Raw genomic sequence first — 15,400 nt, 5'->3', positions numbered from 1 at the left:
CGCTATTTTGCGCGATTCCGGCGGGACCGGAGCGGCTTTTCCGCACGAACGTGCGGACGGATTTATGAAGCGAACGCTTAGTCGTAACCGCCGACCGTCAGCGCCTTCATCACGATGCGATACGTGTTGTACGCGAGCCAGTTCAGCATACGCTCGATCCGCGGCCGTGCGGCATACCGCGCGGCGTCGATTTCGCGCCCTTCGGTGAACGCGGCCGCGATCGCGTCGCGCAGCTCGTTCGTGATCGTGTCGTAGCGCACCAGCACCACGTTCGCCTCGTTGTTCAGCATCAGGCTCAGCGCGTCCAGATTCGACGAGCCGACGGTCGCCCAGTTGTCGTCGATCACCGCGACCTTGCCGTGCAGGATCGTCTTGTCGTATTCGGCCACGCGCACGCCCGCGCGCAGCAGCGCGTGATACAGGAACGGCACGGCCGTATCGAGCGCCGTGAACTCCTTGCGCCCGATCAGCACCCGCACGTCGACGCCGCGGCGCGCGGCGCCCGTCAGCGCGCGGCGCAGCTTGCGCCCCGGCATGAAATACGGATTCGCGAGCAGGATCCGGTGACGCGCCTGGCCGATCGCGGCGAGATACGCCTTCTCGATCGCGCGGCGGTTCACGACGTTGTCGCGCGCGACGAACGCGATGCTCGGCTCGGTCACGACCCGCAGCGCGCCGGCCTTGATCCAGCGGTGGCTGCGCATCCAGCGCCGGAACATGTCCGGGAACGCCTCGCCGCCGTGCAGCCCGGCCGCGTACTGCGCGTACGGCTTGTGGCCGAACTGGATCCGGTGCCACTGCAGCTCGAACGCGGCACGCACGTCCGACACCGCGGGCCCGGCCATCTCGACCGCGAAATCCCAGCGCGGAAACGGCAGTGTCGCGCTGCCCTGCGCGTAGTCGTCGACGATGTTGATGCCGCCGCAGAACGCGACCGCATGATCGATCACCGCGAGCTTGCGGTGCGTGCGCGAGAAGCCGAAGCGGCCGAACAGGTAGCGGTTGTAGATGCAGTGCTCGACACCGGCGTCGGCCCACGTGTCGAACAGCGGCAGCCGTGCGGTGCCGACGCCGTCGGTGATCACGCGCACGCGCACGCCGCGCTGCACCGCGCGGATCAGCGCATCCGACACGGGCCGGCCGGCCGCGTCGTCGCAGAAGATGTAGGTTTCGAGCATCACCTGCTCGCGCGCCGCATCGATCCGTTCGATCAGCGCCTGGAAGAATTCCGCGCCGGTCTCGCACAGCCGCACCGTGTTGCCGGTCGTGAATGCGAGCCGCGACGCGGAGCCGCGCTCCTGCAGGAACATCTGCCGCAATTGCGCGAAGCGCTTGCGGGTTTCCGCATTCATGCGGACGAGCCGTGCGGCGCCCGCGCAAGCGACACGCGCACGGGCAGTTGCAGGATCGCCTCGGCGTTCGACGGCGAGAAGCAGCGCGCGGCCGCCTCGCGGTACGGCAGCCACGCGTAGTCGACATGCTCGCGCGGCGACAGCGTCACGTCGACGCGGCGCGGCACGCACAGGCCGAACCAGTGCTCGACGTTGCGCGTGACGCCCGGTGCATAGCGATGCAGGTATTGCGGATAGATCGCGTATTCGATCCGGTGGTGCCAGTCGATCAGCGCGGTGGCCGGCACGTCGTGCGTGCCGACCGCGATGCCGGTTTCCTCGACCACTTCGCGCGCGGCCGTGAGCGCGAGCGGCTCGTCGAGCGTGTCCTTCGATCCGGTCACCGATTGCCAGAAATCCGGCTGATCGGCGCGCTTGATCACCAGCACGTCGAGTTCAGGCGTGTAGATCACGACGAGAACGGATTCGGGAATTTTCGGCGGCTTCGTCATCTTTGTTTCATGCGGCACAGGGCCGTTCGGCGGCCTGTGCCCGAACGTGCGGCAAGTGCTGCGACTGTACCGCAAAAAACGAAAAAGGCGCACAGCGGCGCCTTTTTCGTTGGGCATCGTGCACGCGTGGCCGCGCACACGATCTTTGACAAGCGTTACGCCTTCGGCTGCTCCGGCTGACGCAGACGAATGTGCAGTTCGCGCAGCTGACGCTCGTCGACCGGGCTCGGCGCCTGCGTGAGCAGATCCTGCGCACGCTGCGTCTTCGGGAACGCGATCACGTCGCGGATCGAGTCGGCACCGGCCATCATCGTGACGATGCGGTCGAGACCGAACGCGATACCGCCGTGCGGCGGCGCGCCGTACTGCAGTGCGTCGAGCAGGAAGCCGAACTTCAGCTGCGCTTCTTCCGCACCGATCTTCAGCGCGCGGAACACCTTGCTCTGCACTTCCTCGCGGTGGATACGCACCGAGCCGCCGCCGATTTCCCAGCCGTTCAGCACCATGTCGTACGCCTTCGCGAGGCAGCGGCCCGGGTCGGTCTCGAGGTATTCGAGGTGCTCGTCCTTCGGGCTCGTGAACGGGTGGTGCGCGGCGACGTAGCGCGCGTCTTCGTCGTCGTATTCGAACATCGGGAAGTCGACGACCCACAGCGGCTTCCAGCCGGCCTGGACGAGGCCGTTCGCCTTGCCGAATTCCGAATGGCCGATCTTCAGGCGCAGTGCGCCGAGGCTGTCGTTGACGACCTTCGCGCGGTCGGCCGCGAAGAAGATGATGTCGCCGTCTTCAGCGCCGGTGCGCTCGAGGATCGCCGCGATCGACGCGTCGTGCAGGTTCTTGACGATCGGGCTTTGCAGGCCGTCGCGGCCCTTCGCCTTCTCGTTGACCTTGATCCATGCGAGGCCCTTCGCGCCGTAGATGCGCACGAATTCCGTGTAGCCGTCGATGTCGCCGCGCGACAGCTCGCCGCCCTTCGGCACGCGCAGCGCCGCGACACGGCCGTCCTTCGCGTTGGCCGGCGTGCTGAACACCTTGAAGTCGACGTCCTTCATCGCGTCGGTCAGCTCGGTGAATTCGAGCTGCACGCGCAGGTCCGGCTTGTCCGAGCCGAAACGCGCCATCGCTTCCGAGTACGGCATCACCGGGAATTTCGCGTCGAGTTCGACGTCGATCGTCGTCTTGAAGATGTGACGGATCATGTCTTCGAACAGGTCGCGGATTTCCTGCTCGCCGAGGAACGACGTCTCGCAGTCGATCTGCGTGAATTCCGGCTGACGGTCGGCGCGCAGATCCTCGTCGCGGAAGCACTTGGTGATCTGGTAGTAGCGGTCGAAGTTCGCGACCATCAGCAGCTGCTTGAACAGCTGCGGCGACTGCGGCAACGCGAAGAACTGGCCTGCGTTCACGCGCGACGGCACGAGGTAGTCGCGCGCGCCTTCCGGCGTGCTCTTCGTCAGCATCGGCGTTTCGATGTCGATGAAGCCCTGCTCGTCGAGGTACTTGCGCGCTTCGATCGCGACGCGGTAGCGCAAGCGCAGGTTGTGCTGCATCTGCGGACGGCGCAGGTCGAGCACGCGGTGCGTGAGGCGCGTCGTTTCCGACAGGTTGTCGTCGTCGAGCTGGAACGGCGGCGTGATCGACGCGTTCAGCACGATCAGCTCGTGGCACAGCACTTCGATCTTGCCGCTCTTCAGGCCGGCGTTGACCGTGCCTTCCGGACGATTGCGCACGAGACCCTTGATCTGCACGCAGAACTCGTTGCGCACGCCTTCGGCGGTCGCGAACATTTCCGCGCGATCCGGGTCGCACACCACCTGCACGAGGCCTTCACGATCGCGCAGGTCGATGAAGATCACACCGCCGTGATCGCGGCGGCGCTGCACCCAGCCGCACAGCGACACGGTTTGGCCCAGCAGGTGTTCGGTCACGAGACCGCAGTATTCAGTACGCATCGACATGATGTTTGCTTTCGTTCGGTTTGATCAACGGGTGCCGCAACGCGCGGCCCGGGCGATGATTCTTTACTTACAGCGGCGGCTCGACGGGACGGCGGGCGGGCGCCGGAGCCGGCGCCGGAGGCGCCACGACGCCCATCGAGACGATGTACTTGAGCGCGGCATCGACCGACATGTCGAGTTCGATGACTTCGCTCTTCGGCAGCATCAGGAAGAAGCCGGACGTCGGGTTCGGCGTCGTGGGCACGTACACGCTCACGTACTCTTCCGTCAGATGGTTGACCACGTCGCCGCCGGGCGCGCCGGTCAGAAACGCGATCGTATACGAGCCGCGGCGCGGGTATTCGATCAGGAGCGCCTTGCGGAACGCGTTGCCGCTGCTCGACAGCAGCGTGTCCGATACCTGCTTGACGCTCGTGTAGATCGGCCCGACGACCGGGATGTGGCGCACGACCGCGTTCCACCACGTGACGAGCTTCTGGCCGATGAAGTTCTGCGTGGCCAGCCCGACGACGAAGATGAACGCGAGCGTCAGCACCGCGCCGATCCCCGGCAGGTGGAAGCCGAGCATCCGCTCCGGCTGCCACGATTCGGGCAGCAGCAGCAGCGTCTGGTCCATCGTGCCGATGATGAGGCCAAGCACCCACAGCGTGATCGCGAGCGGGACGAGAACCAGCAGGCCGGTCAGAAACACCGTTTTCAGGGTCGTCTTTTTCATCATCTGCCGTCAATGAACCGCGCCCGGAAGCGCGGTGTGAGCGCGGCCCGACGGGCCGCGACTGTCAACTGCCGGCGGCGGGCGCCGCAGCCGGGGCCGGCGCGGCGCTCGTCGTCGTGCTTTCGGAACTCGCGGCCGCCGGTGCGGTTGCCGCCGGCGCCGCGGCAGGCGCTGCCGCACCCGCTTCGCCGGACGCCGTCGCCGGCGCGCTGGTACCGCCCGAACCGCCGCGGAAATCGGTGACATACCAGCCGGAGCCCTTCAGCTGGAAGCCGGCGGCGGTGACCTGCTTGCGAAACGCATCCTTCCCGCATTCGGGGCATTGCGACAGCGGCGCGTCGCTCATCTTCTGGAGCACGTCCTTGGCGAAACCGCACGCTTCGCATCGATAGGCGTAGATCGGCATGATATTTTTCCCGCAGAAACTGGAAACGGCTTGCAAAACCTTGAATTATAGCCGAAACCCCGGCGCGCTCCGGCAACGGCCGCGACGCGCGGGCTTCAGCGCCGGCGCCACGTGAGCCAGCGCTCGTGCCCGTCGAACACGGCCAGCGAATCGGTCACCGGCAGATCCTCGATCAGCTCGAAGTGCGGCGCGAGCAGCGCATCGAGTTCGGCGCGCTCGATCCCGAACGGCGGCCCCTTCGGTTTCCTCGTCACGAAGAAATAACCGGCCAGCAGCGCACCGGCAGGCAGCAGCTCGGCCATCCGCGCCGCGTAGCCGGCACGCAGGCCCGGCGGCAGCGCGCACAGGAACGCGCGCTCGTACACCCACTGCACGTCGAACGGCGGCCGGTACGCGAAGAAGTCGGCCTGCTCGACGACGTCCGCATGCGCGCCGAGCTGCGCCTTCGCGGCGGCCACCGCCTGCGCGGCGAAATCGATCGCGCGCACCGGCCAGCCGGCCTGCGCGAGCCAGCCGGCCTCCTGCGCACTGCCGCAGCCGGGAATCAGCACCGCGCACGGGTCGCGCCGCTGCGCGAACGCGCGAAACCCGGCCGGCACGCCGCCGAATTCCCACGGCGTCACGCCGCGTGCGAATCGCTCGTCCCAGAACGACGCGCTGCCGGGGTCGCGCGTCGCGAAATCGGCGGCGCTCGGCGCGGAAGGCTGTTTCGGTTCGGACATCGCTTGAATGCTCTCCAATCCGTTCGGTCAAGCGCCGTACGCGAGCGCGAGCAGCACGCGCGCGACGAGCGCCCCGACGCCGACGGCAAGGCCGAAGATCAGCAGCGCCTGCAGCAGCCGGTTGGTCCGTTTCTGCTCGACGAGGATCTGGCGCATCAGCTCCTCGCTCGCGGCGCGCGGCGCGTCGTGGCGCGCGGCCATCGCGTGGTGGATCAGGCGCGGCAGCTGCGGCAGCGTCTTGCTCCACTGCGGCGCCTCGACCTTGAAACGCTCGTACCAGCCGCGCAGGCCGATCTGCTCGGTCATCCAGCGCTCCAGATACGGCTTCGCGGTCTTCCACAGATCGAGCTCGGGATCGAGCGAGCGGCCGAGCCCCTCGACGTTCAGCATCGTCTTCTGCAGCAGCACGAGCTGCGGCTGGATCTCGACGTTGAAGCGGCGCGACGTCGAGAACAGCCGCATCAGCACCTGGCCGAGCGAGATGTCCTTCAGCGCGCGGTCGAAGTACGGTTCGCATACCGCGCGGATCGCGCTTTCGAGCTCCTCGACGCGCGTCTCGGGCGGCACCCAGCCGGATTCGAGGTGCAGCGTCGCGACGCGGTGGTAATCGCGCTTGAAGAACGCGAGGAAGTTCTGCGCGAGGTAGTTCTTGTCGAAATCCGACAGCGCGCCGACGATCCCGAAATCGAGCGCGATATAGCGGCCGAAGGTCTTCGGGTCGAGGCTCACCTGGATGTTGCCCGGGTGCATGTCCGCATGGAAGAAACCGTCGCGGAACACCTGCGTGAAGAAGATCTCGACGCCTTCGCGCGCGAGCTTCTTGATGTCGACGCCCGCGGTGCGCAGCGTCTCGACCTGGCTGATCGGCACGCCGGTCATGCGCTCCATCACGAGCACCTGCGACGTCGAGAAATCCCAGAACATCTCCGGCACGAGCAGCAGGTCGAGGCCGGCGAAGTTGCGGCGCAGCTGACTGCCGTTCGCGGCCTCGCGCATCAGGTCGAGCTCGTCGTGCAGGTACTTGTCGAATTCGGCGACGACCTCGCGCGGCTTCAGGCGCCGGCCGTCGGCCCACATGCGCTCCGTCCACGTCGCGATGTCGCGCATCAGCGCGAGGTCGGAATCGATCACCGGCAACATGTTCGGGCGCAGCACCTTGACCGCGACCGCCTTGCCCGCATGCACGCCCTGCTTGAGCTTCGCGAAGTGCACCTGCGCGATCGACGCGCTCGCGACCGGCTCGCGCTCGAATTCGTCGAACAGCTCGTCCACCGGCGCGCCGAGCGACTTCTCGATGATCGCGATCGCGACCGCCGAATCGAACGGCGGCACCTGGTCCTGCAGCTTCGCGAGTTCGTTCGCGAAATCGACCGACAGCAGGTCGCGGCGCGTCGACAGCACCTGCCCGAACTTCACGAAGATCGGGCCGAGGCTTTCGAGCGCGTGGCGCAGCCGCACCGCCGGCGGCGACGAATAGCGGCGGCCGATCGTCGTGATCCGCAGCAGCAGCTTCACGCGCCGGTCGTCGATCCGGGACAGCATCACCTCGTCGAGGCCGAAGCGGATGACGGTGTAGACAATCTTGATGAAACGGAAAATGCGCATGCCCTGCGGCCCTCAGTGCGCGCCGCGCGGGCTCGAGCCCGTGCGCGCGCCGATTTTTTGTTCGAGTCGCTCGACCCGCTTTTCGACCCGCGCGAGCGCATCGCGCGCGCGCGCCAGTTCGGCATCGAAGCCGCCGAGCGCCGTGCGCCGGACGACTTGCGGGTTCTCGTCGAGCCAGTATTCGGCGACGGAATCGAGCACGTTGCGGCCGGTGCGGCGCGCGCGCGCGCCGGCGTCGCGCACGACCGTCGCGATCCGGTACGCGGCCGCGTCGCCGACCAGCTTCGCGAGATCTTCCTCCGGTTCCCAGCGCAGGTGCTCGGCCAGCTTCGCGATCTGCGTCGCGAATTCCGCGTCGCCTTCGATCTTCACGTGCTTCATCACGGCCGCCTGGCCGCCCTGCAGGAATGCCGCAACCGTGTCGCCCGCGAGCGCGATCGACACGTCGACCTGCTGCGCGTCGTGCGCATCGACCGCCGACAGATAGCCGTCGGGCTGCACGAGCAGGATCAGCGTGACGGGCGGCACGTCGAGCCGGGCGGTCTTGCCCGCGTAGGGGATCAGGCGGTCGCGCGCCCACGATTCGCGTGCGAGCAGGTGATTGACAGCAGCAGCAAAAGGCTTGGCGGCAAAGGTCATCGGGCTGGGAAAGAAAAAACCCGCGCAGGCCGGGCGCCCACGCGGGTTTCTATTGTAACGTCGGATCGTCGGCAGACCGCGGCCAACCGCACACCCGGGCGGCAAGCGGTCGCAGTGCGGCGGCCGTCGCCCGGGCGGCGGGCGAGCCGCCCGCCGGTCACGCTCAGTGCGTGTTGATCTGCTGGATACCCGCGAGCAGCCAGCCCTGGCTGCCCGACTTCGACAGGTTCCACACCTCGTCGAACGGCGCCGCCGACGCATTAGCCGATTCGCGGATCAGCCCGTGGAAGCGCACGCTCGCCGACTGCTCGATGCCGCGATCCTCGATCGCGACCAGTTCGGCGTCGAGCTGCACGACGTCGGTCTGGTTCGCTTCGTTGCCGCGCGAATCGAGGTCGATCTTGATCTCGGCGAACATTTCCGGCGTCGTGAACTCGCGGATGTCGGCCAGGTTGCCCTGGTCCCACGCAGCCTGCAGGCGCACGAAATAAACCTTCGCGCTGCGCAGGAACGCGTCGGTGTCGAAGCCGGCCGGCACCTGCAGCGGTGCAGCCGCCATCGCGCCTGCCGCGCCCGCGGCCGCCGCGCCGCCGCCGAACACGCCTTGCGCTTCATTCGCATAGCTGCTGCCGCTGCCCGCATAGTTGCTGCCGGCGCCCTGCTGGAACGACGGGCTTTGCGAGTAGTTGCCCGACGACGATGCCGAACCGCCGACCGAGTACGCCGGCTCGTGCGGACGGCGGCGGTTCATGAACTTGCGGATCAGCCAGATGCCGACCATCGCGAGCAGCGCGATCACGATCACGTTCGCCATCATGCTCGCGAACGCGCCGCTGAGGCCGAAGTGCGACAGCAGCGCCGCGATGCCGAGACCGGCCGCGAGGCCGGCGATCGGCCCGAGCCAGCGCGAGCGGTTCGGCTGCGCGGCGGGTGCCGGCGCGGCCGGATTCGTGCGCTGCGCCTGCGACGGCGCGGCCTGCTGCATCGGCTGCTGCGCGGGCGGCGTGGCCTGGCGCTGCGTGACCGTGGAGCTCTGGCGGCCGATGCTGCGCCCGCCGCCCATGCGCCTCGCTTCGGCGTCGAGCGATGCGAACGTGCCGGCCGTGAGCAGGCCGACCATCAGCAGCGTGCCGACCCGTCGAGCCCACGGCTTCGACGGCTTGCTACGGTTGAACAACGAACGCGATTCGGACATCAGCTTCTCCAGATGTAAGGCGAATGTATGGAAAGAACCCCTTAGTACTTGGTTCCGAGGTGTAAAGCTACCACGCCACCTGACAAATTGTAATATTTGACGGCATCGAGGCCCGCTTGTTCCATCATCGTCTTCAGCGTGTCCTGATCGGGGTGCATCCGGATAGATTCAGCAAGATACCGATAACTTTCAGCATCTTTCGCGAACTTGTCGCCAAGCCACGGTAATACTTTGAAAGAATACAGATCGTACGCCTTTTTCAGCGGATCCCAGACTTTCGAGAATTCCAGCACCATCACGCGGCCGCCGGGCTTCGCGACGCGGCGCATCTCGGCGAGCGCGGCGTCCTTGTGGGTCATGTTGCGCAGCCCGAACGCGACCGTGACCACATCGAAATAGTTGTCAGGAAACGGAATTTTCTCGGCATCGCACAGCAGCGACGGCGTCACGATGCCCTTGTCGAGCAGCCTGTCGCGGCCGACGCGCAGCATCGATTCGTTGATGTCGGTATGCCAGACCTCGCCGGTCGGGCCGGCCGCCTTCGCGAACGCCTTGGTCAGGTCGCCGGTGCCGGCCGCGATGTCGAGCACCTTGAAGCCGGGGCGCACGTTCGCCTGCGCGATCGTGAACGCCTTCCACGCGCGGTGCATGCCGGCCGACATCAGATCGTTCATCAGATCGTAGTTGCTCGCGACCGAATGGAACACGCCCGCCACTTTCTTCGCTTTTTCGGTTTCCTCGACGCTCTCGAAGCCGAAGTGGGTTTTGCTCATCGCGTTGATCCTCAGTAAATGGCAAGACGGCGCCGAGCAGGCGCCGTCGATTTCAGTGGCAGTGGCCGTGCGGCGCGCCGGCCGGCTGCATCGGCGCGTCGCGCTCGACGCCCGCCGCCTTCAGTTTGTCGAAATAGTCGCGCCACAGCGCGTCCTGCTGCGTCGCCAGTTCGTACAGCAGATCCCACGAGTAGATGCCGGTCGAATGGCCGTCGGAGAACGTCGGCTGCAGCGCGTAGTTGCCCACGCCCTCGAGCGCGGTGATCGTTACCTCGCGCTTGCCGGTCTGCAGCGTCTCCTGCCCGGGCCCGTGGCCGCGCACCTCGGCCGACGGCGAATAGACGCGCATCAGCTCGAACGGAATCCGGTAACGCTCGCCGTTCGGATACTGCAATTCGAGCACGCGCGACACCGCGTGCACGACGACGCCGGACGGAATCGGCGTCGTGGAAGTCAAACCGCTCATGGCTGCCTCGAATCGGTCGTTCGTTGAATTTCCTCGCGCACCGCATTGTGCAGCAGCGAGGCCTGCGCCGCGCGCGCGCGCAGCAGCGCCTCGGACACGCTGCGCTGGCGCGGCGCCCAGACGGGCTGCGGGAAATGGGCGTCGTTCGAGAAGCGCGGGATCACGTGCCAGTGCACGTGCGGCACCATGTTGCCGAGGCTCGCGAGATTCACCTTGTTCGGCTGCATCACGCGGCGCACCGCGCGCTCCACCGCATACACGACGCGCATCAGATGTGCCCGCTCGGGCTCGCCGAGATCGGAGAATTCGGCCACGTGCGCGCCCCAGATCACCCGGCAGAAGCCCGGGTAGTCGTGCTCGCCCGTCGCGAGGACGACGCGCAGCATGTCGTCCTGCCAGAGCACCTCGCCGCCGTCTTCACGGCAAAACACGCATTCCATCGTCGCTCCCATGTGCACGGGCGCCGGCGCACCGGCGCCAGCGCCCGCTCTCATCCGTTGCCCGGCCGGGCGGTCGTCATGCCCGCATTAGACCAGCACGCGCTCGATCCCGCCATTGTTCGCGTGCGCGACATAGTCGGCCATCCAGTTCTCGCCGAGCACCTGGCGCGCGATTTCGACCACGATGTAGTCGGCTTCGATGTTCGCGTCCTCGTTGTAGCGCGACAGGCCCTGCAGGCACGACGGGCAGCTCGTCAGGATCTTTACGTCCGGACCGTTCGCGGCCGCGGCGGCCGGCGCCGGCGCGTCGCCGGCCACGACCGGGATGCTGCGCAGCTTCGCGGCGCCCTTGCGGATTTCCTCTTCCTTGCGGAAGCGGACCTGCGTGGAGATGTCGGGGCGCGTGACCGCAAGCGTGCCCGATTCGCCGCAGCAGCGGTCGTTCTTCTCGATCTTGTAGCCGTCCTTCTCCGAGCCCATCAGCTCGTTGACGAGCTTGACCGGATCCATCGTCTTGATCGGCGTGTGGCACGGGTCGTGATACATGTAGCGCGTGCCCGTCACGCCGTCGAGCTTCATCCCCTTCTCGAGCAGGAACTCGTGGATGTCGATGATCCGGCAGCCCGGGAAGATCTTGTCGAATTCATACCCGGCGAGCTGGTCGTAGCAGGTGCCGCACGAGACGACCACCGTCTTGATGTCGAGGTAGTTCAGCGTGTTCGCGACCCGGTGGAACAGCACGCGGTTGTCGGTGACGATCTTCTCGGCCTTGTCGTACTGGCCCGAGCCGCGCTGCGGATAACCGCAGCACAGGTAGCCCGGCGGCAGCACCGTCTGCACGCCCGCTTCCCACAGCATCGCCTGCGTGGCCAGCCCGACCTGCGAGAACAGGCGCTCGGAGCCGCAGCCGGGGAAGTAGAACACCGCTTCCGAATCGACGGTCGTCGACTTCGGGTTGCGGATGATCGGCACGATCTTGTTGTCCTCGATGTCGAGCAGCGCGCGCGCCGTCTTCTTCGGCAGGTTGCCCGGCATCTTCTTGTTGACGAAGTGGATCACCTGCTCGACCGCCGGCGGCTTGCCGGTCGTCGCCGGCGGGTGCTGCGTCTGCTTCGTCACGACCTTCTTCAGCATGTCGTTCGCGAAGCGCTGGACCTTGTAGCCGACGCCCATCATCACGCTGCGCGCGGCGTTGATCGTCTGCGGATTCGTCGCGTTCAGGAAGAACATGCCGGCCGCGTTGCCGGCGTTGAACTTCTTCTTGCCCATCTTGCGCAACAGGTTGCGCATGTTCATCGTGACGTCGCCGAAGTCGATCTTCACCGGACACGGCGTCGCGCACTTGTGGCACACCGTGCAGTGGTCGGCCACGTCGTTGAACTCGTCCCAGTGCTTGATCGACACGCCGCGGCGCGTCTGCTCTTCGTACAGGAACGCCTCGACCAGCAGCGACGTCGCGAGGATCTTGTTGCGCGGGCTGTACAGCAGGTTCGCGCGCGGCACGTGGGTCGCGCACACCGGCTTGCACTTGCCGCAGCGCAGGCAGTCCTTCACCGAATCGGCGATCGCGCCGATGTCGGACTGCTGCATGATCAGCGACTCGTAACCCATCAGCCCGAAGCTCGGCGTGTATGCGTTGCGCAGGTCGGCGCCGTCGAGCAGCTTGCCCTTGTTGAAGCGGCCGTTCGGATCGACGCGCTGCTTGTACGCGCGGAATTCGGCGATCTCTTCTTCGGTCAGGAACTCGAGCTTCGTGATGCCGATCCCGTGTTCGCCGGAAATCACGCCGTCGAGCGAGCGCGCGAGCGTCATGATGCGTGCGACGGCCGCGTGCGCGTCCTGCAGCATCTCGTAGTTGTCGGAGTTGACCGGGATGTTCGTGTGGACGTTGCCGTCGCCCGCGTGCATGTGCAGCGCGACGAACACGCGGCCGCGCAGCACGCGCTTGTGGATCGCCTGCGCTTCGTCGAGGATCGGCTTGAACGCGCCGCCGTTGAAGATCGCGCGCAGTTCCGCGCGGATCTCCTGCTTCCACGAGATGCGCACCGTGCGGTCCTGCGTGACGTGGAACACGGTCGCGCCCGGCTGCTCGTCCGCGCGATCCGCGAATTTCTCGGCGAGCGCTTCGTAGCCGAGCTGCACGAGGTAGTGCTGCGCCTCGCGCAGCGGCTGGTCGAGCCGGTCGCGCACGAATTCCCAGCGCGCGCGCACGCGCTTGAGCAACTCCAGCGCCTGCTGCACGCGGTCTTCCAGCAGTTCGGCGCTCGGGATCTCGTTCGCGTCGTCGGTCTTGCCGAGCGGCAGGTTGCCGCCGCGGAAGAACGCTTCGAGCGCGTCGACCAGCTGCAGCTTGTTCTTCAGCGACAGCTCGATGTTGATGCGCTCGATGCCGTCGGTGTACTCGCCCATCCGGTTCAGCGGGATCACGACGTCTTCGTTGATCTTGAACGCGTTCGTGTGCTTCGCGATCGCAGCCGTGCGGCTGCGGTCGAGCCAGAAGCGCTTGCGCGCCTCCGCGCTGATCGCGACGAAGCCTTCGCCGCTCTTGCCGTTCGCCATCCGGATCACTTCGGACGTCGCGTGCGCGACCGCGTCGGCATCGTCGCCGACGATGTCGCCGATCAGCACCATCTTCGGGAATGCGTTGCGCTTGCTCTTGGTCGCGTAGCCGACCGCGCGCAGGTAGCGCTCGTCGAGGTGCTCGAGGCCCGCGAGGATCGCGCCGCCCTGCTTCGACGTCTCGAACAGGTAGTCCTTGATTTCGACGATGCTCGGGATCGCCTCGCGCGCCTGGCCGAAGAATTCGAGGCAGACGGTGCGCGTGTGCGCGGGCATCTTGTGCAGCACCCAGCGCGCGGACGTGATGAGCCCGTCGCAGCCTTCCTTCTGCACGCCCGGCAGCCCGGCGAGGAATTTGTCGGTCACGTCCTTGCCGAGACCTTCCTTGCGGAACCGGCGGCCCTCGATCTCGAGCATCTCGGTCTTCAGCAGCTTCTCGCCCGGCGCGTACGTGCCGTCGAACCACTTCAGCTCGAAACGCGCGACGTCGATGTCGTGGATCTTGCCCTGGTTGTGCTCGTGGCGCGTGACTTCGAGCCAGTTGCCGTCCGGGTCGACCATCCGCCACCACGCCAGGTTGTCGAGCGCGGTGCCCCACAGCACCGCCTTCTTGCCGCCCGCGTTCATCGCGACGTTGCCGCCGATGCACGATGCATCGAGCGAGGTCGGATCGACCGCGAACACGTAGCCGGCCGCTTCGGCCGCTTCGGTCACGCGGCGCGTGACGACGCCCGCGCCGGAGAAGATCGTCGGCACCTTGTGCGCGACGCCCGGCAGCTCGGTCAGCTCGACCGCGCCGAGCTGTTCGAGCTTCTCGGTGTTGATCACCGCGGAGAACGGCGTGAGCGGCACCGCGCCGCCCGTGTAGCCGGTGCCGCCGCCGCGCGGGATCACCGTCAGGCCGAGCTCGAAGCACGCCTTGATCAGCGCGGCGATCTCGGCTTCGGTATCGGGGGTCAGCACGACGAACGGGTATTCGACGCGCCAGTCGGTCGCGTCGGTCACGTGCGACACGCGCGACAGCCCGTCGAAGCGGATGTTGTCTTTCTGCGTGCAGCGGCCGAGCGCCTTCGTCGCGCGGCGGCGCAGGTCGGCCATCTTGTCGAATTCGTCTGCGAATTCGTCGACCGCGCGCTGCGCGGCGGCCTCGAGCATCTCGACGCGCCCGGCGCGTTCGCGGCCCGCGTCGTCGTGGTGCTCGGTCAGGTCGGCGCGGCGGCGCTTGCCGATCTCGGTCAGGCGGTGATTCAGCGCCTCGATCAGCAGCGCGCGGCGCTTCGGGTTGTCGAGCAGGTCGTCCTGCAGGTACGGGTTGCGGCGCACGACCCAGATGTCGCCGAGCACTTCATACAGCATCCGTGCCGAGCGGCCCGTGCGGCGTTCCGCGCGCAGCTCGTCGAGCACCGACCACGCGTCCGCGCCGAGCAGGCGGATCACGATCTCGCGATCGGAGAACGACGTGTAGTTGTAGGGAATCTCGCGCAGACGGGGCGCGGGGTCGGCGGCGACGGCGGCGGCCGCGCCATGCGGATCGAAAACTTGTGGTGCGTTCATGTTCGGACGACTCGGAGGGCCGATACACCGTGCACGGGCGTCGGCAAGCGCGTGGGCGCAATCTTGGGGAAATCTGTTCTCGTGCCAGGCGGGCGACTATCTCGCATGGGGCCGGAGCGGGTGGGGACTCACCGTTCCTGGCCGGCAGGGCCTGGCGGCACTCGGAGCCATCAGCACGATCGCGCGCGGCGCGCATGCCGTTCCGCCGCGGGGCTGGCTGCGCGCGGCGACGGCTTCAACGGGGCGATCCGAGGGTGCCTCTGCATCTTCCGATCCTTGATTCAAAACGGAATTCTAACCCATGATCGGCCCGTGCGTGGGACGCCGGACACGGCGTGGGGCTTTCGCCGCAACCCGCGCCAGGCCTGGGTCGGCGCGGTTTCGCGCGGGCATTCGCCGTCCGTCCGGTCGGTAACCATGCGGTTAAACCGGTAAAAAAGGCCGCTCCGTGCGGCAGGCCTCCCTGCCCGCGCGGGTTCGCGGCGGCGTGCCCGGCATGCCGCTTGCGTGCGGACGGACCCTTGG

General features: G+C 67.0%; 13 protein-coding genes. All 13 read right to left on the bottom strand.

Annotation, left to right across the window (positions count from 1 at the left end):
• Window positions 1-77: 77 nt before the first annotated feature.
• The gene (clsB, locus tag Q3A80_RS25890; RefSeq protein ID WP_446331658.1) at window positions 78-1,352 is read right to left on the bottom strand and encodes a cardiolipin synthase ClsB; all 1,275 of its coding nucleotides are present in this window, start codon (window positions 1,350-1,352) and stop codon (window positions 78-80) included.
• On the bottom strand, window positions 1,349-1,843 hold the full coding sequence (nudB, locus tag Q3A80_RS25885; protein WP_446331657.1) for a dihydroneopterin triphosphate diphosphatase: 495 nt from the start codon (window positions 1,841-1,843) through the stop codon (window positions 1,349-1,351). Before nudB ends, clsB begins: the two co-directional genes overlap by 4 nt.
• Window positions 1,844-1,998: 155 nt before the next feature.
• Window positions 1,999-3,801, bottom strand: a complete 1,803-nt coding sequence (gene aspS, locus Q3A80_RS25880) for an aspartate--tRNA ligase (protein WP_059528194.1) — start codon at window positions 3,799-3,801, stop codon at window positions 1,999-2,001.
• A gap of 67 nt (window positions 3,802-3,868) precedes the next feature.
• A complete protein-coding gene (locus Q3A80_RS25875; protein WP_322022348.1) occupies window positions 3,869-4,519 on the bottom strand; it encodes a DUF502 domain-containing protein in 651 nt (216 codons plus the stop codon).
• Window positions 4,520-4,580: 61 nt separating this feature from the next.
• Complete coding sequence (locus Q3A80_RS25870) at window positions 4,581-4,922, bottom strand: FmdB family zinc ribbon protein (protein WP_446331656.1); 342 nt, start codon at window positions 4,920-4,922, stop codon at window positions 4,581-4,583.
• A 95-nt stretch (window positions 4,923-5,017) separates the two neighbouring features.
• Window positions 5,018-5,644, bottom strand: coding sequence for an SAM-dependent methyltransferase (locus tag Q3A80_RS25865; RefSeq protein WP_446331655.1), 627 nt, complete (start codon window positions 5,642-5,644; stop codon window positions 5,018-5,020).
• 27 nt (window positions 5,645-5,671) lie between these two features.
• Complete coding sequence (gene ubiB, locus Q3A80_RS25860) at window positions 5,672-7,249, bottom strand: ubiquinone biosynthesis regulatory protein kinase UbiB (protein ID WP_446331654.1); 1,578 nt, start codon at window positions 7,247-7,249, stop codon at window positions 5,672-5,674.
• A gap of 12 nt (window positions 7,250-7,261) precedes the next feature.
• Window positions 7,262-7,888, bottom strand: a complete 627-nt coding sequence (locus Q3A80_RS25855) for a ubiquinone biosynthesis accessory factor UbiJ (RefSeq protein ID WP_446331653.1) — start codon at window positions 7,886-7,888, stop codon at window positions 7,262-7,264.
• A gap of 163 nt (window positions 7,889-8,051) precedes the next feature.
• On the bottom strand, window positions 8,052-9,083 hold the full coding sequence (locus Q3A80_RS25850) for a TIM44-like domain-containing protein (protein WP_446331652.1): 1,032 nt from the start codon (window positions 9,081-9,083) through the stop codon (window positions 8,052-8,054).
• 41 nt (window positions 9,084-9,124) lie between these two features.
• Window positions 9,125-9,856 carry a bifunctional demethylmenaquinone methyltransferase/2-methoxy-6-polyprenyl-1,4-benzoquinol methylase UbiE gene (gene ubiE, locus Q3A80_RS25845; RefSeq protein ID WP_044846838.1) on the bottom strand — a complete coding sequence of 244 codons (732 nt, stop codon included), beginning with the start codon at window positions 9,854-9,856 and terminating at the stop codon, window positions 9,125-9,127.
• Window positions 9,857-9,908: 52 nt separating this feature from the next.
• Complete coding sequence (locus Q3A80_RS25840; protein ID WP_446331651.1) at window positions 9,909-10,322, bottom strand: gamma-butyrobetaine hydroxylase-like domain-containing protein; 414 nt, start codon at window positions 10,320-10,322, stop codon at window positions 9,909-9,911.
• Entirely contained in the window at window positions 10,319-10,762 is a 444-nt protein-coding gene (locus tag Q3A80_RS25835) for an HIT family protein (protein ID WP_446331650.1), read from the bottom strand. Before Q3A80_RS25835 ends, Q3A80_RS25840 begins: the two co-directional genes overlap by 4 nt.
• An 87-nt stretch (window positions 10,763-10,849) precedes the next feature.
• A complete protein-coding gene (locus tag Q3A80_RS25830; RefSeq protein ID WP_446331649.1) occupies window positions 10,850-14,875 on the bottom strand; it encodes a DUF3683 domain-containing protein in 4,026 nt (1,341 codons plus the stop codon).
• Between the last annotated feature and the right edge of the window lie 525 nt (window positions 14,876-15,400).

The organism is Burkholderia sp. SR8 (assembly GCF_052851275.1).
The sequence above is the reverse complement of the archived record's forward strand: the minus strand, read 5'-3'. Positions and strand labels throughout refer to the sequence as shown.